Here is a 16,247-nt window from a genome sequence, read left to right on the forward strand (position 1 = left end):
GGCGTCGAACGCGGGATCAGGCGGCGGGCAGTGCAGCAATGAAGGGGTTGGCGAAAGCGAACAGCAGGGCGATGGCCACGCCGATCAGGAAGGCCGCGTCGATCAGACCGGCCAAGATGAACATCTTGGTTTGCAGGTCGTTCATGAGCTCAGGCTGGCGTGCCGAAGACTCCAGGAACTTGCCACCCATCAGAGCGATACCGATGGAAGCACCGATCGCGCCGAGACCGACGATCAAACCACAAGCCAGAGCGACGAGACCGAGAACGTTTGCCATGATGACTCCTTAGATAAATGAAAAGGCAAGAGAAAAGAAACGAGATTTAAACCGCGGGCTCAATGAGCCTCATGCGCCTGGCCCAGATAGATGAGCGTCAGCATCATGAAGATGAAAGCCTGCAGCGTGATCACGAGGATGTGGAACACCGCCCAGATGAAGCCAGCGACCACGTGACCCACCGTGAGTGCCATGCCGGAGAAGCTGAAGGCCATGGCGCCACCCATCAGGGCGATCAACATGAACACCAGTTCGCCTGCATACATGTTGCCGAACAACCGCATGCCATGCGAGACGGTCTTGGCAAGATATTCGATGGCCTGCATCAGCAGGTTGATGGGCCACAGCACGGGGTGGGCGCCGAAAGGAGCAGTGATGAGTTCGTGGCCCCAGCCGCCCAGGCCCTTGATCTTGATGCTGTACAGGAAGCACAGGAACAACACGGAGGTGGACAGGCCCAGCGTCGTCGAGAGGTCGGCCGTCGGCACGACGCGCATGTAAGCGTGGTGCGGATCGTGGCCCAGGGCGCCGTAGACATGGGTCCAGGCGCTCGGCAGCAGGTCGACCGGCAGCATGTCCATCGCGTTCATCAGGAAGATCCAGACGAACACGGTCAGTGCCAGCGGCGCGATGAACTTGCGGCTCTGTGCGTTGTGGATGTTGGCCTTGGCCTGGTTGTCGACCATCTCGACCAAGATCTCGACAGCGGCCTGGAAGCGACCCGGCACACCCGACGACACCTTGCGTGCGGCCAGCCACATCACGAAGCAGCCGATCACACCCAGCAGCAGCGAGTAGAGAACGGAATCCAGGTTGATGACGTTGAAGTCGACGATGGCCGTCTGCTTCACGGGATTGAGAGCCCAATCCACTTGCCAGTGCTGCAAGTGGTGGACGATGTACTCACTTGCGGTCGGTGCGTGTCCTTCAGCGGCCATCTTCAAGGTCTCTTCAGTTCCGTTTTCAACAACTTCGGCCGAGCCACAAGGGCCAGCCAATACATCTTCAGTGCAGCCACCACACCGGCCAGCATGGCCAGCCAATGCAGGTCTGCGATCAACCACCACGCCAACCCGAGCATCAACACGCTCAGGCCCAGCTTGACCATCTCCCAGACCGCAAACCGCAACATCGCTGCCTGCGAATTCGCGGGCGAGCGCTGCATGGCCCGCACGAACAAGGTCGCAGGCAGGGCGATCGCCAGCGCGCCATACAAGGCGGACCAAGCGGCCGACCACTCGCGCACCCACAGCAGCGCCAGCATTGCCACGAGCAGACCCACGCCCACTTGGGCCGCAATCACCCACCAGGGCGAGAGCACGGGATTTGCGTCGCGCAAGCGCTGCGCCTCTTCGGCGGTCAAGGGCTTGAAATCTGCGACTTCAGCGTCCATCTCGGACACAGGAGCTTGGTATGTCATTTGTTATGGCTCCTCGTGCTCCTGTCACGCGTGCTTCCGGGCTGCGAGACGGGCAGCGCCTGAGCGCCATCTGCTGCAGCTTGTGAAGCCTCTCCCCCGAGAATTTCGCAAAGCCACTTATTATACGTAGAAACCCCTGACGCTCGAAAGCTTCACGCTTACGGCGTTGCATTTGCGCTTCCATGACCTCCGCCGCACTCCCCGAAACGCTGTGCCATCTCGATGGCGCGTTGCTGCCTTTGCGCAGTGCCAAGATCAGCGTGCTCGACCGCGGCTTCATCTTCGGCGACGGCATCTACGAGGTGATTCCGGTCTATGGCGGGCGGCTGTTCGGCTTCTCTTCGCACATGGCGCGTCTGGCGCGCTCGCTGGACGAGATCGGCATCCCCAACCCGCACGGCGAAGCCGCCTGGCGCAGCATCGCCGAGCAGCTGCTGGCCGCCTGCCCGGCCGCGCCGCGGCAGTCCTTGTACCTGCAGGTGACGCGCGGCGTTGCCATGCGCGAGCACACCATCCCCGACGGCCTCACGCCGACGGTGTTCGCGATGCTCAACCCGATGAAACCGGTGCCCGATGCGGCCCGCGCGGCCGGCGTGGCCTGCGTGACAGCCGAGGACTTCCGCTGGAAGAAGGCCCACATCAAGAGCACGAGCCTGCTGGGCGCGGTGCTGGCACGCCAGATCAGCGCGCAGGTCGGTGCGACGGAGACTGTGATGTTCCGCGACGGCCTGCTCAGCGAAGCTTCGGCCAGCAATGTTTGGACCGTGCAACAGGGCCGGCTCAGCGGCGTGACCCCCGACGAGCTGGTGCTGCGCGGCATCCGCTACGGCGTGATCGAGCAGCTGTGCAACGAAGCCGGCATCGCGTTCTCGTTGCGTGCGATCACGCGGGACGAGGTGTTCTCCGCAGACGAGGTGCTGTTGTCTTCGGCCAGCAAGGAAGTGCTGCCCGTCACGCAGCTGGACGGCCACCCCGTTGGCAACGGCCGGCCCGGCCCCATCTACACCCAGTTGTACGCGCTCTACCAGCAGGCCAAGGCCCGCGCCGAATAGGAATCCAAGCCATGAACGAAAGCCCAGACACCCCGCAACCCGAGGCGCGCAAGGAATCGCTGATCGACTATCCCTCGCCTTTTCCGATCAAGGTCATGGGCACCAAGGCCGAAGGCTTCGTGCACGCCGTGACCACCATCGCGCGCCAGTTCGATCCCGCCTTCGATGCCAGCACGGTGGAGTTGCGCGAGAGCAAGGGCGGCAACTACCTGGGCGTGACGGTCACGGTGACGGCCACCTCGCGCGAGCAACTCGACGAGCTCTACCGCACGCTCAGCACGCATCCGATGGTCAAGGTGGTGCTGTAGGCAGGTGTCCGCGATCCGCATCGAACAGCGTGGCCGCACGGACTGCGCGGCGGTCTGCGCCGAAATGCAGGCCTTCACGGCCGCACGCAGCGCCGACACGCCCGACGCACTCTGGGTCTGCGAGCACCCCCCGGTGTTCACCCAGGGCCTGGCCGGCAAGCCAGAGCACCTGCTGCTGCCGGGTGACATCCCGGTGCTGGCCACCAACCGCGGCGGCCAGGCCACCTACCACGGGCCCGGCCAGGTCGTGGCCTATCCGCTGATCGACCTGCAGCGCGCCGGCTACTACGTCAAGGAGTACGTGCACCGCATCGAGGAGGCCGTGCTGCGCACGCTGGGCCATTTCGGCGTGACCGGCCACCGCGTGCGTGGCGCGCCTGGCATCTATGTGCGGCTGGACGATCCATTCGGCCACGCCCGGCTCGAAGCAACACCTGAGGGCGAGGAGCCGCGCTTCACCGGCCTCGGAAAGATCGCCGCGCTGGGCATCAAGGTCAGCCGGCATTGCACTTACCACGGTGTCGCGCTCAATGTGGCGATGGACCTGGAGCCCTTCGGCCGCATCAACCCTTGCGGCTATGCCGGGCTGCAGACGGTGGACCTTTCTACAATCGGCCTCCCCATCACCTGGAACGAAGCGGCGTCCGTGCTGAGCGACAAGCTCGTCACCCACCTCGCGCCATGACCACCATGAGCAGCACCGAAGTCGTCCGCGACGCGCAAGACGCCGCCAGCTATAACGCATCCGCCAAGCAGAAGGCCGCGGCCAAGCTCTCGCGCATCCCGGTCAAGGTCGAACAGGCCGAGACGCTCAAGAAGCCCGATTGGATCCGCGTCAAGGCCGGTTCGCCGACCACGCGCTTCTACGAAATCAAGCAGATCCTGCGCGAGAGCAACCTGCACACGGTCTGTGAGGAAGCCTCCTGCCCCAACATCGGGGAATGCTTCGGCAAAGGCACGGCGACCTTCATGATCATGGGCGACAAGTGCACCCGGCGCTGCCCGTTCTGCGACGTCGGCCACGGCCGCCCTGATCCGCTGGATGCAGATGAGCCGCTGAACCTCGCGCGCACCATTGCCAAGCTCATGCTCAAGTACGTGGTGATCACCAGCGTCGACCGCGACGATCTGCGCGACGGTGGCAGCGGCCATTTCGTCGAGTGCATCCGCCAGACACGCGCGCTGTCGCCGACGACGCAGATCGAAATCCTGGTGCCTGACTTCCGTGGCCGCGACGACCGTGCGCTGGAGATTCTCAAAGCCGCGCCCCCGGACGTGATGAACCACAACCTGGAGACCGCGCCGCGCCTGTACAAGCAGGCCCGCCCCGGCAGCGACTACCAGTTCAGCCTGAACCTGCTGAAGAAGTTCAAGGCCCTGCATCCCAGCGTGCCGACCAAGAGCGGCATCATGGTCGGCCTGGGCGAGACGGACGAAGAGATCCTGCAGGTCATGCGCGACATGCGCGCGCACGACATCGACATGCTGACCATCGGCCAGTACCTCGCGCCCAGCAACAGCCACCTGCCGGTGCGCCGCTACGTGCACCCGGACACCTTCAAGATGTTCGAGGAAGAGGCGTACAAGATGGGCTTCAGCCATGCGGCTGTGGGCGCCATGGTGCGCTCCAGCTACCACGCCGACCAGCAGGCCGGCCACGTGCTGGCCGCCCACTGAGAGCGGCGAGGCGGCTCAGCCCCTCGCCAGCAGCGCGGCCGGCTCGTCTGCCGCGAGCACCTGCTGCGCCCAACCCGCCAGCTTGCCGGCGTCGGCGCGCAGCACCTCCTGCTTGACGGCCAGGATCTGCGCCGGGTGCATGGAGAAGCTGCGCAGGCCCAGACCCAGCAGCAGCCGCGTGAACTGCACGTCCCCGGCCATCTCGCCGCAGACGCTCACGCCCTTGCCCTGCGCACGGCATTCCGCGATTGTGTCGGCCAGCAACCGCAGAACGGCGGGATGCACGGGGTCGTACAGGTGGGCCACCGATTCGTCCGCGCGGTCGATGGCCAGGGTGTACTGGATCAGGTCGTTGGTACCGATCGACAGGAAGTCGAAGTACTTCAGGAACATCCGAACCGTCAACGCCGCCGCGGGCACCTCGATCATGGCGCCCAGTTGCACCTGGCCGTGGGCCTGGCCCCGGTTGTCCAATTCGGCGCGCGCGAAGTCGATCAGTGACAGGGTCTGCCGGATCTCGCTGCCGTGTGCCAGCATGGGAATCAGCAAGTGCACCGGGCCATGCACGGCGGCGCGCAGGATGGCCCGCAGCTGGGTGCGGAACATGGCAGGATCGGCGAGGCTCCAGCGGATGGCGCGCAAGCCCAGCGCCGGGTTCAGGTGCGCCTCGTCCTTGGGCGAACGGTCGAGCGGTTTGTCGGCCCCGATGTCCACAGTGCGGATCGTGACCGGCAAGCCCTCCATGCCCAGCACGGCGCGGCGGTAGGCCTGGTACTGCTCTTCCTCGTCGGGCAGGTGCCCCTGGCGGCCCATGAACAGGAACTCGCTGCGGAACAGGCCCACCCCGGCGGCCCCGCCCTTGAAGGCGCCTGGCGCGTCCTCGGGCATTTCGATGTTGGCCAGCAGTTCAATGCGCTCGCCGTCCAGCGTGACAGCCGGCGTGTGACGCAGCCGCGCCAGGCGCTCGCGCTCCAGTTCACCCTGGCGCTGCTTGAACCCGTACTCGGCCAGGATGATGGCCGAGGGATCGACGATGACCACGCCGGCATCGCCGTCGATGATGACCCAGTCGTCCTGACGCACCAGCTGGCTGGCCGTGCGTGCGCCGACCACGGCCGGAATGTCCATGCTGCGCGCCACGATGGCCGTGTGCGAGGTCTTGCCCCCCACATCGGTCACGAAACCGGCGAACACGCTCTGCTTGAACTGCAACATGTCGGCCGGCGAGAGATCGTGCGCGATCAGCACCAGCGGCACGTCGACGGTGTCGTCCAGCAGCAGGTCCTGCTGGGTCTTGCGGCGCGGGGCCGTCGGCGGTGCCACGGGCGAAGCCACGCCCTTCATGTAGCGAAGGATCCGCTCGACCACCTGCTCGAGGTCGGCCTTGCGCTCGCGCAGGTACTCGTCCTCCATCTCGTCGAACTGGCGCGCGATGATCTCCAGCTGCGTGGTCAGCGCCCACTCGGCGTTGTACAGGCGGTCGGTGATCCAGTGCTTGACGCCGCTGGTCAGCGCCTCGTCCTGCAGCAGCATGAGGTGCACGTCCAGCATGGCCGAGAGCTCGTGCGGGGCGTCGTTCGGCCCCATCTGGGCCACGCTCAGCTGCAGCCGGTGCAGTTCGTCGACGACGGCATTGCGCCCGGCACGCAGCCGGTCGATCTCGCCGGCGATGCGCTCGGGTTCGATGAAGTAGTGCGCCACCTCGACGCGGCTGGACGCCATCAGCACTGCGCGGCCGATCGCCACGCCACGCGCCACCGGAAGGCCATGCAGGGAGAAGGTCACCGCAGGCCCCGCATCGCCGCGATCACTCGGCCTCGCCGAACTTGTCGGCGATCAGCGCCAGCACCGCATCCATCGCCTCCTGCTCCTGCGGCCCTTCCGTGTCGATCACCACGGTGCTGCCCAGGCCGGCGGCCAGCATCATGACGCCCATGATGCTCTTGGCGTTCACGCGCCGCTCGCCCTTGGCGATCCAGACTTCGCACGGGAAGCTGCCCGCCAGCTTGGTCAGCTTTGCAGACGCGCGGGCGTGCAGCCCGAGCTTATTGTTGATGCTCGTGGTGGCTTTGATCATTCCTCTTCCTTGCCTGGTTCTGCGGCGCCGTGATCGCCACCTGCATGACCCCTTGCGTGCCGCCCACCAGGGCACGCGAGACGAGCGCCTCCAGAGGCTCGTGCCGGTAGCTCACCGTGCGCAGAAGCATGGGGAGGTTGACGCCCGCCACCAATTTGCTGCGCACGCCATCGACCAGCCGCTGGGCCACGTTGCAGGGCGTGGCGCCGAACACGTCGGTCAGCACGAGGACGGGTGCATTGCCCATCTGTGCCATGGCGATGCGGGCCGCGCCGAAGGTCTCGTCGGGAGACACATGGGGCTGCACATCCAGCGCCTGCACGCCACGCTCGCAGTCGGGGAATACGTGCAGTGCGCACTGGCGCAATGCGTGCGCCAGTGGCGCATGGGCGACGATCAGGATGCCGGTCATGACTGCGGGATTATGGTGCCGGCGCGAAGCTGGAGAAAAAGCTCTCCGCCACGTCCTGGCGCAGCTGCGGCGTGAAGACAACGCCATGCACGAGGTGCAGGCCCGCCGCATCGGCCGTGGCGAACCACACCGCTTGCATGGCAATGGCAGCGCCATCGGCCCTGCGCCCCTCGGCGCGCAAGTGCAGCGCCGGACCAGAGGTACCCACGCCAGCCGGGACCCAAACCTGCTCCACCACGGCGCTGGCCTGCACATGGGCCAGCACGGCGGCCTTCCAGCCCGCCAGCAGCGCCGCCACGTCCATCCCTGCGGCCATGGGCGCCTGCACATGCGAGACCGCGAACGTGGCCCCATCGGCGTCGCAGCCCAGCATGCGCAGCGGGAGCTGGCGCCCGCCCATCGCGACCGCGCGCTCCGCGCGGTCCGGCTTGCAGGGCAGCAACAGGCGCAGAGGCATGCCGTCGATGCGGACCTCCCGCCAATTCAGCGCGGGGCTGCAGGCCAGCAGCATGGCCGCCAGCAGTGCCAAGGACCAGGGGCGGATGCGGATCATGGTGCGGATTATCGAGGGCGTGCACCGGGCGTTCGGCCCATTAAACTGGATGGCTCCCCATGACCCACGACGCAGACTCCGATCCGGCAATGCCCGGCACGCCGCCCCTGCCGCCGCACCCGCCAGCGACGGCGGCGGGAGCGGCGCGCGCCCATGCCGGCTTGGCCGCCGCGATCGGAGACGCACTCGGCCCACCAATGGAAGAGGCGCACGCCATCGTCCAGGAGTTCCTGCGCAGCGGCAAAATTTCCCGCGTCCAGCTGCAGCGGCTCGGTGCCGCGGTCGAAGACGGGCTGCAGGTTGCGCAGCAAAGCCGGCAGCTGGCGACCCTGGCCGAGCCGCGGCGCGCTCCCATTGGCGAGGCGCAACGCCTGGACATCCTCATATCGCAGGCGTTGGCGCGGCACATGCCCAGCCTGCAGCACCACCGCGTGCAGGTGCGCCAGCAAAGCGCTTCGCCCGCCTGGGTCGCCATCGACGCCGAACTGCTGCAAGGGCTGATCGATGCTGCCATCGCCTGGTGCATCCGACCCGACCACCGGCTCACGGTCTCGCTCGATGCATCGGGCGACATGGCGATCGCGCTGCTGCGCCTTCGCCTGCATGCCGGCGGCGCCGCCCCCACTGCCCGGGACACGCGCCAGCATCTGTCCTGGCATGTGCTGGAGACGCTGGCGCGCGCGACGGGCACCCGGCTCGCGTGCCAGGACGACGGCGACGAAACGGTGCTCACCCTGGGCCTGTTGCAGCTCCATGAGGTGGCGGCCGACCCGATGCCCGGAGACTTGCTGACCAGCCAGGACTCGTTGGTCGGCAGCGCGGCCGTGCCGCTGCAGCACCAACGCGTGCTGCTGATCACGCGGCACGAGGTCGTGCGCCTGGAGGTCGAGCATGTCTGCGAAAGCCTCGGCGCCCTGGTCGACTGGGTTGCGACCGGCACTGCGGCACAGCGCCAGTTCGCGCAGACCCGGGCCGATCTCGTGCTGGTGGACGCGCGCAACATCGATGCCGCGACGCAGCGCCTGCAGCAAGAACTCCAGGCGGCGGCGCCCGACGTCCCCTGGATCGAGATCGCACAGGATGCGGCCAGCGCCTCGCTGACCCAGTGGATGCGGGAAGACAGCCTGACGCTGCACAATCTGCGCAGCCAATTGGCCAGCACGCTGCTGTACGGCCTGTCACGTGCACATGCACATGGGCGCTGAAACGCGCTTGCCCGCAGAACTTTTCTGCCTTTGCCGAGTCGCTCCTTCGGTCCGCCCGCCTTTCACCGCCATGAAAAAGCTCTACTCCTTCGCCGCCGTCGCTGCCCTGCTGGCTGCCGGCGCATTTGGCTACCACGCGATGGTGGCCTCTACGCCGGCGCCGGATGCCAGGTATGTGCTGCTGGATGGCAGCACGGTGGACACGCAGGCCATGAAGGGCCGCGTCACGCTGGTCAACTTCTGGGCCACCAGCTGCGTGACCTGCGTGGCCGAGATGCCGCGCATCATCGCCACCCACGACAAGTACAGTTCGCAAGGCTACGACACGTTGGCGGTCGCCATGCAATACGACCCGCCAAGCTATGTCGTGAACTTCGCCGAAACGCGCAAGCTGCCCTTCCGCGTGGCCATCGACAACACCGGCAGCGTGGCCAAGGCCTGGGGCGACATCCAGCTGACGCCCACCACCTTCGTCGTCAACAAGCGGGGTGAAATCGTCAAGCGCTACGTGGGCGAGCCGGACTTCGCCGAGCTGCACCGCCTGATCGAGAAGCTGCTGGCCGAAGCCTGAAAGCCCGCCACCCGGAAGGATCCCGGGTTGGGGCGCGCGGCACGAGTCGCTACACTGGGCCGTGCCCTCGCCTGCCCGCCTGCCGATGCCAAGGATCAGCATCATCCAGCCCGACGACCCTGCGCTGCTGGACGCGACACGTGAAATCTTCTCGGAGTACGCTGCCAGCCTCGGCGTGGATCTCCAATTCCAGCAGTTCGACGCCGAGCTCGCCGCGCTGCCAGGCGACTATGCCCCCCCGCGCGGCGCGTTGCTGCTGGCGCTGGTTGACGACGCCGTGGCCGGTTGCTGCGCATTGCGACCGCTGGACGACACGGACTACGCCAACGCCTGCGAGATGAAGCGCCTGTACGTGCGCAAGGCCTTCCGCGGTTTTGGCCTGGGCCGGCAACTGGCCGAGCAGGCCCTGGACGCGGGGCGCCGCGCCGGCTATGGCTGCGTGCTGCTCGACACCCTGGACGACATGGAAGCCGCGCGCGCGCTGTACGAGGAATTGGGCTTCGAGGAAGTGCCGCCCTACTACCACAACCCGATCGCGGGCGCGCACTACCTCAAGGCCGAGCTCTGAGCGAGCCCGGCTCTGGGGGCATCAGCCCTGGGCTTGCTTGAGCAGCGTGGCCGCGTCGCTGACCTCGAACTTGCCCGGCGCTTCCACGTTCAACGCTGCGACCTTGCCGTCTTTCACGAGCATGGAATAACGGTTGCTGCGCAAGCCCATGCCGCGCGCCGTCAGATCGAGCGTCAGACCGGTGGCCTTGGCGAAATCGGCACTGCCATCGGCCAGCATGCGGACCTTGCCGGCCGTCTTCTGGTCGCGCGCCCAGGCACCCATCACGAAGGCATCGTTCACGCTCACGCACCAGATCTCGTCCACACCGGCGGCCTGCAGGGCAGCCTGGTTCTCGACATAGCCCGGCACGTGCTTGGCCGAGCAGGTCGGCGTGAAGGCGCCGGGCAGTGCGAAGAGCGCAATCGTCTTGCCTGCGCTGGCCTTGGCCACGTCGACCGGGTTCGGGCCGATGCTGCAGCCCTCGCCTTCGACCTCGGAATACTCCATCAGCGTGGCGGTGGGCAGGCTGTCGCCGACTTTGATCATGTGCGTTCTCCTCTGGGGGTTGAAAAACAAAAACGGCCCACATTGTGGGCCGTTTTCAAAGGTCGCTTTGCCGGGATCACCGGCAAGCCATCACAGCTCGGGGGCCTTCTGGACCAGACGGGTCGCAACCCAGGTCTTGGTCTTGGAGATCGGCCGGCTTTCGGTGATCTCGATGGTGTCGCCCATCTTGTATTCGCTCTTCTCGTCATGAGCGTGGTACTTGCTGGACTTGCCCACGATCTTGCCGTAGAGCTCGTGCTTGACGCGGCGCTCGATCAGCACCGTCACCGTCTTGGCGCGCTTGTCGCTGACGACCTTGCCGATCAGGGTGCGCTTGAGGGAGGGTTTGGCTTCCGTCATGGTGCTACTCCTTACTTGGCGGCCGCATCGGCGCTGCGCTTCTGGGCCAGGATGGTCTTGGCACGCGCGATCTCACGACGCGTGCTGCGCAGCGTCGAGGTGTTGTTCAGCTGCTGCGTGCCCTTTTGCATGCGCAGACCGAAATGGGCCTTCTGCAGTGCCTTGACTTCGGCTTCGAGGCCGGCTGCGTCTTTGGCTTGCAGGTTCTTGCGGGATTCCGTGATTTTGGACATTCAGGTTTCCTCGCTCATTGGCCAATCATGCGCGTCACGAAGGTCGTGCGCAGCGGCAGCTTGGCGGCAGCCAGGCGGAACGCTTCGCGGGCGAGCTCTTCGGGAACACCGACGATTTCGAACACGATCTTGCCGGGCTGGATCTCGGCGACGTAGTACTCGGGGTTGCCCTTGCCGTTACCCATCCGGACTTCGGCGGGCTTCTGCGAGATGGGCTTGTCCGGGAACACGCGGATCCAGATGCGGCCACCACGCTTGACGTGGCGGGAAATCGCACGACGGGCCGACTCGATCTGGCGTGCCGTCAGGCGGCCACGGTCGGTGCACTTCAGGCCGAAGTCGCCAAAGGCGACCGAGCTACCGCGCGTGGCGATGCCCGTGTTACGGCCCTTTTGCTCTTTGCGGTATTTGCGACGAGCGGGTTGCAACATGATTACTCTCCTTTACCGTCGGCAGCGGGAGCTGCCGGCGCGGCTACCTTGCGGACGCGCTGAACGGTAGATTTCGGCGCATTTGCGCCTGCGGTTTCGTTGGGGCGGTCGCCAGCACCATCGCGGCGCGGGCCGCGGTTGGCCGGACGGTCACCCGGGCGGCCATCGCGGCGCGGACCACGCGGACGACGCTCTTCCTCGGCACGCGGCTCCTGCACTGCGGGTGCATCGCCACGGCCCAGGGTGTCACCCTTATAGACCCAGACCTTGACGCCGATGACGCCGTAGGTGGTCTTGGCTTCGGAGACGCCGTAGTCGATGTCCGCGCGCAGCGTGTGCAGGGGCACACGGCCTTCGCGGTACCACTCGGTACGGGCGATTTCGATGCCGTTCAGACGACCGGCGGACATGATCTTGATGCCCTGGGCGCCCAGACGCATCGCGTTCTGCATCGCGCGCTTCATGGCGCGGCGGAACATGATGCGCTTTTCCAGCTGCTGGGTGATGCTGTCGGCGATCAGCTTGGCATCGATCTCGGGCTTGCGCACTTCTTCGATGTTGACTGCCACCGGCACGCCCAGCTGCTTGGCCAGTTCGCGCTTGAGGTTCTCGATGTCCTCGCCCTTCTTGCCGATCACGACGCCCGGACGTGCCGAGAAGATCGTGATGCGGGCGTTCTTGGCGGGGCGTTCGATCAGCACGCGCGACACGGACGCGTTCTTCAGCTTCTTCTTCAGGTACTCGCGCACCTTGATGTCTTCGGCCAGCATGCCGGCGAAGTCATTGTTGCTGGCGTACCAACGGCTGGACCAGTTGCGGCTCACCGCAAGGCGGAAGCCGGTCGGATGGATTTTCTGTCCCATAGCTTTCCAGACTTCTTAGTTGCCAACCGTCACGTACACATGGCACGTCGGCTTGCTGATGCGGTTGCCACGGCCCTTGGCGCGCGCAGTGAAACGCTTGAGCGTTGCACCTTGCTCGACATAGATCGTCTTGACCTTGAGCTCGTCGATGTCGGCACCGTCGTTGTGCTCGGCGTTCGCGATCGCGGACTCCAGCACCTTCTTGATGATGACAGCGGCCTTCTTCTGCGTGAATTGCAGCGTGTTCAACGCCTGGTCCACCTTCTTGCCGCGGATCAGGTCCGCCACCAGACGACCCTTGTCGACCGACAGACGGACACCCCGCAGGACTGCACGTGTTTCCATGGTCATTCCTTACTTCTTCTGGACTTTCTTGTCCGCAGGGTGACCCTTGAACGTACGGGTCAGTGCGAACTCGCCCAGCTTGTGACCGACCATCTGGTCGGTGATGTAGACCGGAACGTGCTGCTTGCCGTTGTGCACGGCGATGGTCAGGCCGATGAACTCGGGCAGGATCATCGAGCGACGCGACCAGGTCTTGATCGGCTTCTTGTCCTTGGTGGTAACGGCCTTGTCGGCCTTGGCCACCAGGTGATGGTCCACGAAGGGACCTTTCTTGAGAGAGCGGGTCATGTGCTATCCCTTACTTCTTGCGACGCGACACGATCATGACCTGCGTGCGCTTGTTGTTGCGGGTGCGGTAGCCCTTGGTCAGGTTGCCCCATGGGTCGACAGGATGGCGACCTTCACCGGTCTTGCCTTCACCACCACCGTGCGGGTGGTCCACCGGGTTCATGACGACGCCACGAACGGTCGGACGGATACCTTGCCAGCGGGTGGCACCGGCCTTGCCCAGACGGCGCAGGCTGTGCTCTTCGTTGGCGACTTCGCCAATCGTGGCGCGGCACTCGATGTGGATCTTGCGCACTTCGCCCGAACGCATACGCACCTGGGCGTAAGCGGATTCGCGGGCCAACAGCGTGGCCGAAGCACCGGCGGAACGCGCGATCTGCGCACCCTTGCCCGGCTGCAGCTCGATGCAGTGGATCGTCGAACCGACGGGGATGTTGCGGATCGGCAGCGTGTTGCCAGCGCGGATCGGCGCTTCGGCGCCCGACAGCAGCGTTGCACCGACTTCAACACCGCGCGGGGCAATGATGTAGCGGCGCTCGCCGTCGGCGTAGCACACCAGCGCGATGTGGGCGGAACGGTTCGGGTCGTACTCGACGCGTTCGACCTTGGCCGGGATGCCATCCTTGTTGCGCACGAAGTCCACCACGCGGTAGTGGTGCTTGTGGCCACCACCCTTGTGACGGGTCGTGATGTGGCCGTTGTTGTTGCGCCCAGCCTTCTGGAATTGCGGTTCCAGCAGGGGCGCGTGCGCGCCACCCTTGTGCAGGTGGTCACGCGTCACCTTCACCATGCCGCGACGGCCTGGCGAGGTGGGCTTCATCTTGATGACGGCCATGTTATGCAGCCTCCCCAGTCAGTTGGAGTTCCTGGCCCGGCTGCAGGGTGACGTACGCCTTGCGCACGTTGTCCCGGCGGCCCATGGACTTGCCGAAGCGCTTGGCCTTGCCCTTGGTGTTCACCACGGACACGCCCTTGACCTCGACCTTGAACAGCAGTTGCACTGCGGCCTTGATCTCATGCTTGGTCGCGTCCTGCAGCACCTTGAAGGTGACTGCGTTGGACTTCTCGGCGACCATGGTGGCCTTCTCGGAGACGACAGGCGCAACCAGCACCTGCATCAGACGGCCTTCGTCGAATTGAGTCGTCTTGGAGGAGCTCATGCGAACATCTCCTTGAGTTTGTCCATGGCGGCCTTCGTCACCAGGACCTTCTTGTAATGCACCAGCGACACAGGGTCGGCGTAGCGCGGCTCGACAACCAGCACGTTGGCCAGGTTGCGGGAGGCCAGGTACAGGTTCTCGTCGACTTCGTCGGCGATGACCATGACCGAAGAGGCCAGGTTCAAGGCCTTCAGGCGCGTGGCCAGGGCCTTCGTCTTGGGCGAATCCACCGTCAGCGATTCAACGACAGCCAGGCGGCCTTCGCGGGCCAGCTGCGAGAAGATGGACGCCATGCCGGCGCGGTACATCTTCTTGTTGATCTTCTGGGTGAAGTTCTCGTCCGGCATGTTCGGGAAGATCCGACCGCCCCCGCGCCACAGCGGCGAGGACGTCATACCAGCACGTGCGCGACCCGTACCCTTTTGCTTGAAAGGCTTCTTGGTCGAGTGCTTGACCTGCTCGCGGTCCTTCTGCGCACGCGTGCCCTGGCGGGCATTGGCGCGGTAGGCCACCACGATCTGGTGCACCAGATCTTCGTTGTAGTCACGACCGAACACGGTGTCGGGCACATCCACCTTGGACGCGGCCTGGCCTTGGTCGTTCAGGAGTTCGAGCTGCATCAGTTCGCTCCCTTTTCAGTCTTGGCCTTGATGGCCGGACGCACCGTGACGAAACCGCCCTTGGAGCCGGGCACGGCGCCACGGATCATCAGCAGCTGACGGGCTTCGTCGACGCGGATGACGTCGAGGTTTTGGGTGGTGACGGTGTCGTCGCCGAGGTGGCCCGACATCTTCTTGCCCGGGAACACGCGGCCCGGATCCTGCGCCATGGAGATCGAGCCCGGCACGTTGTGCGAACGGCTGTTACCGTGCGACGCGCGCTGCGAACCGAAATGGTGACGCTTGATGGTGCCGGTGAAGCCCTTGCCGATGGTCGTGCCTTGCACGTCCACCTTCTGGCCCACGGCGAAGAGCTCAGCGACGGGCAAGGTTGCGCCGGCTGCGAACTTCGCAGCGGCATCGGCCGTCACGCGGAATTCCTGGATGATTTCACCGGCTTCCACGCCTGCCTTGGCAAGGTGGCCGGCTTGCGGCTTGGTCACGCGCGAGGCACGGCGTGCGCCGAACGTCACTTGCAGGGCGACGTAGCCGTCGTTCTCTTGGGTCTTGACCTGGGTCACGCGGTTGTTGGACACGTCGACCACCGTGACGGGCACTGCATCGCCGTCGTCGGTGAACAAACGCATCATCCCAACCTTGCGCCCCAGCAACCCGAGGGAGTTGCTTTGACTCATTGTTTTCTCCGTGACTTCCACCACCCCGACTGCAATTGGCCGGCGTGTTGTGTTGTGGAAGATGGTTGATGATTCCCCACCCAAAACGGGCGGAGCCAAAAATTATAGCCCGGAGCTGCCGAATCGGCAACTCCGGGCTACAGGGATCGATCAGGCCGCGTTTATTGCAGCTTGATTTCGACGTCCACGCCAGCCGGCAGGTCCAGCTTCATCAGTGCGTCGACGGTCTTGTCGGTCGGGTCGACGATGTCCATCAGGCGCTGGTGCGTGCGGATCTCGAACTGGTCGCGGCTCGTCTTGTTGACGTGCGGCGAACGCAGGATGTCGAAACGCTTCATGCGCGTCGGCAGGGGCACAGGACCCTTGACGATGGCGCCGGTGCGCTTGGCGGTGTCGACGATCTCGGCTGCGGACTGGTCGATCAGCTTGTAATCGAACGCCTTCAGGCGGATGCGGATCTTTTGCTTGTTGCTCATGGTGCTCGCTCCGCTCACTCGATGATCTTGGCGACCACGCCAGCGCCGACGGTTTTGCCGCCTTCGCGGATGGCGAAGCGCAGGCCTTCTTCCATGGCGATCGGGTTGATCAGCTTGACGGTGATCGACACGTTGTCGCCAGGCATGAC

General features: G+C 65.3%; 27 protein-coding genes. 7 read left to right on the forward strand and 20 right to left on the reverse strand.

Annotation, left to right across the window (positions count from 1 at the left end; all coding sequences use genetic code 11):
- Window positions 1-16: 16 nt before the first annotated feature.
- Genes atpE through DES41_RS11585 form a run of 3 tightly spaced genes read right to left on the reverse strand, consistent with a single transcriptional unit; the run spans window position 17 to window position 1,670 of the window.
- Window positions 17-277, reverse strand: a complete 261-nt coding sequence (atpE, locus tag DES41_RS11575; protein WP_056667590.1) for a F0F1 ATP synthase subunit C — start codon at window positions 275-277, stop codon at window positions 17-19.
- A gap of 59 nt (window positions 278-336) precedes the next feature.
- Entirely contained in the window at window positions 337-1,215 is an 879-nt protein-coding gene (gene atpB / locus DES41_RS11580; protein ID WP_114467751.1) for a F0F1 ATP synthase subunit A, read from the reverse strand.
- A 2-nt stretch (window positions 1,216-1,217) separates the two neighbouring features.
- The gene (locus DES41_RS11585) at window positions 1,218-1,670 is read right to left on the reverse strand and encodes an ATP synthase subunit I (protein WP_245965655.1); all 453 of its coding nucleotides are present in this window, start codon (window positions 1,668-1,670) and stop codon (window positions 1,218-1,220) included.
- 209 nt (window positions 1,671-1,879) lie between these two features.
- Here DES41_RS11585 and DES41_RS11590 point away from each other — a divergent pair, with 209 nt between their 5' ends.
- Genes DES41_RS11590 through lipA form a run of 4 tightly spaced genes read left to right on the forward strand, consistent with a single transcriptional unit; the run spans window position 1,880 to window position 4,734 of the window.
- Complete coding sequence (locus DES41_RS11590; RefSeq protein ID WP_114467753.1) at window positions 1,880-2,749, forward strand: aminotransferase class IV; 870 nt, start codon at window positions 1,880-1,882, stop codon at window positions 2,747-2,749.
- 11 nt (window positions 2,750-2,760) lie between these two features.
- Window positions 2,761-3,057, forward strand: coding sequence for a YbeD family protein (locus tag DES41_RS11595; RefSeq protein WP_114467754.1), 297 nt, complete (start codon window positions 2,761-2,763; stop codon window positions 3,055-3,057).
- 13 nt (window positions 3,058-3,070) lie between these two features.
- Entirely contained in the window at window positions 3,071-3,742 is a 672-nt protein-coding gene (lipB, locus tag DES41_RS11600; protein WP_114467851.1) for a lipoyl(octanoyl) transferase LipB, read from the forward strand.
- 5 nt (window positions 3,743-3,747) lie between these two features.
- Window positions 3,748-4,734: a lipoyl synthase gene (gene lipA / locus DES41_RS11605; protein WP_114467852.1), complete on the forward strand. Its 987-nt coding sequence runs from the start codon at window positions 3,748-3,750 to the stop codon at window positions 4,732-4,734.
- Between the two features lie 15 nt (window positions 4,735-4,749).
- Here lipA and ptsP read toward each other — a convergent pair whose 3' ends face one another.
- Genes ptsP through DES41_RS11625 form a run of 4 tightly spaced genes read right to left on the reverse strand, consistent with a single transcriptional unit; the run spans window position 4,750 to window position 7,776 of the window.
- Window positions 4,750-6,519: a phosphoenolpyruvate--protein phosphotransferase gene (gene ptsP, locus DES41_RS11610; protein WP_114467755.1), complete on the reverse strand. Its 1,770-nt coding sequence runs from the start codon at window positions 6,517-6,519 to the stop codon at window positions 4,750-4,752.
- Between the two features lie 22 nt (window positions 6,520-6,541).
- Window positions 6,542-6,811 carry an HPr family phosphocarrier protein gene (locus DES41_RS11615; RefSeq protein ID WP_114467756.1) on the reverse strand — a complete coding sequence of 90 codons (270 nt, stop codon included), beginning with the start codon at window positions 6,809-6,811 and terminating at the stop codon, window positions 6,542-6,544.
- On the reverse strand, window positions 6,780-7,223 hold the full coding sequence (locus DES41_RS11620) for a PTS sugar transporter subunit IIA (protein WP_114467757.1): 444 nt from the start codon (window positions 7,221-7,223) through the stop codon (window positions 6,780-6,782). Before DES41_RS11620 ends, DES41_RS11615 begins: the two co-directional genes overlap by 32 nt.
- Before the next feature lie 10 nt (window positions 7,224-7,233).
- Entirely contained in the window at window positions 7,234-7,776 is a 543-nt protein-coding gene (locus DES41_RS11625) for a hypothetical protein (RefSeq protein ID WP_114467758.1), read from the reverse strand.
- A 59-nt stretch (window positions 7,777-7,835) separates the two neighbouring features.
- Between DES41_RS11625 and DES41_RS11630 the strand changes: the two genes are divergently transcribed.
- The 3 genes from DES41_RS11630 to DES41_RS11640 all read left to right on the forward strand — a co-directional run bounded on the left by DES41_RS11630 (window position 7,836) and on the right by DES41_RS11640 (window position 10,120).
- On the forward strand, window positions 7,836-8,981 hold the full coding sequence (locus DES41_RS11630; protein ID WP_147282835.1) for a hypothetical protein: 1,146 nt from the start codon (window positions 7,836-7,838) through the stop codon (window positions 8,979-8,981).
- Between the two features lie 70 nt (window positions 8,982-9,051).
- Window positions 9,052-9,552, forward strand: a complete 501-nt coding sequence (locus DES41_RS11635) for a TlpA family protein disulfide reductase (protein ID WP_114467760.1) — start codon at window positions 9,052-9,054, stop codon at window positions 9,550-9,552.
- 85 nt (window positions 9,553-9,637) lie between these two features.
- Window positions 9,638-10,120 (forward strand): GNAT family N-acetyltransferase, encoded by a 483-nt coding sequence (locus tag DES41_RS11640; RefSeq protein ID WP_211332948.1) that lies wholly within the window; start codon window positions 9,638-9,640, stop codon window positions 10,118-10,120.
- 21 nt (window positions 10,121-10,141) lie between these two features.
- Here the strand turns inward: DES41_RS11640 and DES41_RS11645 are convergent, their stop codons facing one another.
- From DES41_RS11645 to DES41_RS11705, 13 genes are all read right to left on the reverse strand, one after another.
- On the reverse strand, window positions 10,142-10,648 hold the full coding sequence (locus DES41_RS11645) for a peroxiredoxin (protein ID WP_114467761.1): 507 nt from the start codon (window positions 10,646-10,648) through the stop codon (window positions 10,142-10,144).
- Between the two features lie 90 nt (window positions 10,649-10,738).
- Window positions 10,739-11,008, reverse strand: a complete 270-nt coding sequence (gene rpsQ / locus DES41_RS11650) for a 30S ribosomal protein S17 (RefSeq protein WP_114467762.1) — start codon at window positions 11,006-11,008, stop codon at window positions 10,739-10,741.
- Window positions 11,009-11,019: 11 nt separating this feature from the next.
- Complete coding sequence (gene rpmC, locus DES41_RS11655; protein ID WP_369820949.1) at window positions 11,020-11,241, reverse strand: 50S ribosomal protein L29; 222 nt, start codon at window positions 11,239-11,241, stop codon at window positions 11,020-11,022.
- 14 nt (window positions 11,242-11,255) lie between these two features.
- Window positions 11,256-11,672 carry a 50S ribosomal protein L16 gene (rplP, locus tag DES41_RS11660; protein WP_056667638.1) on the reverse strand — a complete coding sequence of 139 codons (417 nt, stop codon included), beginning with the start codon at window positions 11,670-11,672 and terminating at the stop codon, window positions 11,256-11,258.
- A gap of 2 nt (window positions 11,673-11,674) precedes the next feature.
- On the reverse strand, window positions 11,675-12,535 hold the full coding sequence (gene rpsC, locus DES41_RS11665; RefSeq protein WP_114467763.1) for a 30S ribosomal protein S3: 861 nt from the start codon (window positions 12,533-12,535) through the stop codon (window positions 11,675-11,677).
- A 15-nt stretch (window positions 12,536-12,550) separates the two neighbouring features.
- Window positions 12,551-12,880 (reverse strand): 50S ribosomal protein L22, encoded by a 330-nt coding sequence (gene rplV / locus DES41_RS11670; RefSeq protein ID WP_056667645.1) that lies wholly within the window; start codon window positions 12,878-12,880, stop codon window positions 12,551-12,553.
- Between the two features lie 9 nt (window positions 12,881-12,889).
- The gene (rpsS, locus tag DES41_RS11675; RefSeq protein WP_013899633.1) at window positions 12,890-13,168 is read right to left on the reverse strand and encodes a 30S ribosomal protein S19; all 279 of its coding nucleotides are present in this window, start codon (window positions 13,166-13,168) and stop codon (window positions 12,890-12,892) included.
- A 10-nt stretch (window positions 13,169-13,178) separates the two neighbouring features.
- Complete coding sequence (gene rplB, locus DES41_RS11680; protein WP_114467764.1) at window positions 13,179-14,003, reverse strand: 50S ribosomal protein L2; 825 nt, start codon at window positions 14,001-14,003, stop codon at window positions 13,179-13,181.
- A gap of 1 nt (window position 14,004) precedes the next feature.
- Entirely contained in the window at window positions 14,005-14,328 is a 324-nt protein-coding gene (gene rplW / locus DES41_RS11685) for a 50S ribosomal protein L23 (RefSeq protein WP_114467765.1), read from the reverse strand.
- On the reverse strand, window positions 14,325-14,948 hold the full coding sequence (gene rplD, locus DES41_RS11690) for a 50S ribosomal protein L4 (protein WP_056667653.1): 624 nt from the start codon (window positions 14,946-14,948) through the stop codon (window positions 14,325-14,327). The genes rplW and rplD overlap by 4 nt, the downstream gene beginning before the upstream one ends.
- Window positions 14,948-15,622: a 50S ribosomal protein L3 gene (rplC, locus tag DES41_RS11695; RefSeq protein ID WP_114467766.1), complete on the reverse strand. Its 675-nt coding sequence runs from the start codon at window positions 15,620-15,622 to the stop codon at window positions 14,948-14,950. Before rplC ends, rplD begins: the two co-directional genes overlap by 1 nt.
- A gap of 161 nt (window positions 15,623-15,783) precedes the next feature.
- Window positions 15,784-16,098: a 30S ribosomal protein S10 gene (gene rpsJ / locus DES41_RS11700; RefSeq protein WP_056901436.1), complete on the reverse strand. Its 315-nt coding sequence runs from the start codon at window positions 16,096-16,098 to the stop codon at window positions 15,784-15,786.
- 14 nt (window positions 16,099-16,112) lie between these two features.
- A partial coding sequence (locus tag DES41_RS11705) for an EF-Tu C-terminal domain-related protein (RefSeq protein WP_484279570.1) occupies window positions 16,113-16,247 on the reverse strand: 135 nt, incomplete at its 5' end.

Origin of the sequence: Pseudorhodoferax soli (genome assembly GCF_003337555.1) — a bacterium.
GTDB classification, from domain to species: domain Bacteria; phylum Pseudomonadota; class Gammaproteobacteria; order Burkholderiales; family Burkholderiaceae_C; genus Pseudorhodoferax; species Pseudorhodoferax soli.

What these genes read in the sequence shown, in the direction of transcription:
- rplW (WP_114467765.1), bottom strand. Translation starts at nt 14,328, where the DNA reads ATGAGCTCCTCCAAGACGACTCAATTCGACGAAGGCCGTCTGATGCAG.
- atpB (WP_114467751.1), bottom strand. Translation starts at nt 1,215, where the DNA reads ATGGCCGCTGAAGGACACGCACCGACCGCAAGTGAGTACATCGTCCAC.
- atpE (WP_056667590.1), bottom strand. Translation starts at nt 277, where the DNA reads ATGGCAAACGTTCTCGGTCTCGTCGCTCTGGCTTGTGGTTTGATCGTC.
- lipA (WP_114467852.1), top strand. Translation starts at nt 3,748, where the DNA reads ATGAGCAGCACCGAAGTCGTCCGCGACGCGCAAGACGCCGCCAGCTAT.
- rpsJ (WP_056901436.1), bottom strand. Translation starts at nt 16,098, where the DNA reads ATGAGCAACAAGCAAAAGATCCGCATCCGCCTGAAGGCGTTCGATTAC.
- rplB (WP_114467764.1), bottom strand. Translation starts at nt 14,003, where the DNA reads ATGGCCGTCATCAAGATGAAGCCCACCTCGCCAGGCCGTCGCGGCATG.
- DES41_RS11640 (WP_211332948.1), top strand. Translation starts at nt 9,638, where the DNA reads ATGCCAAGGATCAGCATCATCCAGCCCGACGACCCTGCGCTGCTGGAC.
- rplP (WP_056667638.1), bottom strand. Translation starts at nt 11,672, where the DNA reads ATGTTGCAACCCGCTCGTCGCAAATACCGCAAAGAGCAAAAGGGCCGT.
- rplV (WP_056667645.1), bottom strand. Translation starts at nt 12,880, where the DNA reads ATGGAAACACGTGCAGTCCTGCGGGGTGTCCGTCTGTCGGTCGACAAG.
- DES41_RS11595 (WP_114467754.1), top strand. Translation starts at nt 2,761, where the DNA reads ATGAACGAAAGCCCAGACACCCCGCAACCCGAGGCGCGCAAGGAATCG.
- DES41_RS11615 (WP_114467756.1), bottom strand. Translation starts at nt 6,811, where the DNA reads ATGATCAAAGCCACCACGAGCATCAACAATAAGCTCGGGCTGCACGCC.
- rplC (WP_114467766.1), bottom strand. Translation starts at nt 15,622, where the DNA reads ATGAGTCAAAGCAACTCCCTCGGGTTGCTGGGGCGCAAGGTTGGGATG.
- DES41_RS11645 (WP_114467761.1), bottom strand. Translation starts at nt 10,648, where the DNA reads ATGATCAAAGTCGGCGACAGCCTGCCCACCGCCACGCTGATGGAGTAT.
- rpsC (WP_114467763.1), bottom strand. Translation starts at nt 12,535, where the DNA reads ATGGGACAGAAAATCCATCCGACCGGCTTCCGCCTTGCGGTGAGCCGC.
- DES41_RS11620 (WP_114467757.1), bottom strand. Translation starts at nt 7,223, where the DNA reads ATGACCGGCATCCTGATCGTCGCCCATGCGCCACTGGCGCACGCATTG.
- rpsQ (WP_114467762.1), bottom strand. Translation starts at nt 11,008, where the DNA reads ATGACGGAAGCCAAACCCTCCCTCAAGCGCACCCTGATCGGCAAGGTC.
- DES41_RS11625 (WP_114467758.1), bottom strand. Translation starts at nt 7,776, where the DNA reads ATGATCCGCATCCGCCCCTGGTCCTTGGCACTGCTGGCGGCCATGCTG.
- DES41_RS11635 (WP_114467760.1), top strand. Translation starts at nt 9,052, where the DNA reads ATGAAAAAGCTCTACTCCTTCGCCGCCGTCGCTGCCCTGCTGGCTGCC.
- rpsS (WP_013899633.1), bottom strand. Translation starts at nt 13,168, where the DNA reads ATGACCCGCTCTCTCAAGAAAGGTCCCTTCGTGGACCATCACCTGGTG.
- rpmC (WP_369820949.1), bottom strand. Translation starts at nt 11,241, where the DNA reads ATGTCCAAAATCACGGAATCCCGCAAGAACCTGCAAGCCAAAGACGCA.
- DES41_RS11585 (WP_245965655.1), bottom strand. Translation starts at nt 1,670, where the DNA reads ATGGACGCTGAAGTCGCAGATTTCAAGCCCTTGACCGCCGAAGAGGCG.
- DES41_RS11590 (WP_114467753.1), top strand. Translation starts at nt 1,880, where the DNA reads ATGACCTCCGCCGCACTCCCCGAAACGCTGTGCCATCTCGATGGCGCG.
- rplD (WP_056667653.1), bottom strand. Translation starts at nt 14,948, where the DNA reads ATGCAGCTCGAACTCCTGAACGACCAAGGCCAGGCCGCGTCCAAGGTG.
- DES41_RS11630 (WP_147282835.1), top strand. Translation starts at nt 7,836, where the DNA reads ATGACCCACGACGCAGACTCCGATCCGGCAATGCCCGGCACGCCGCCC.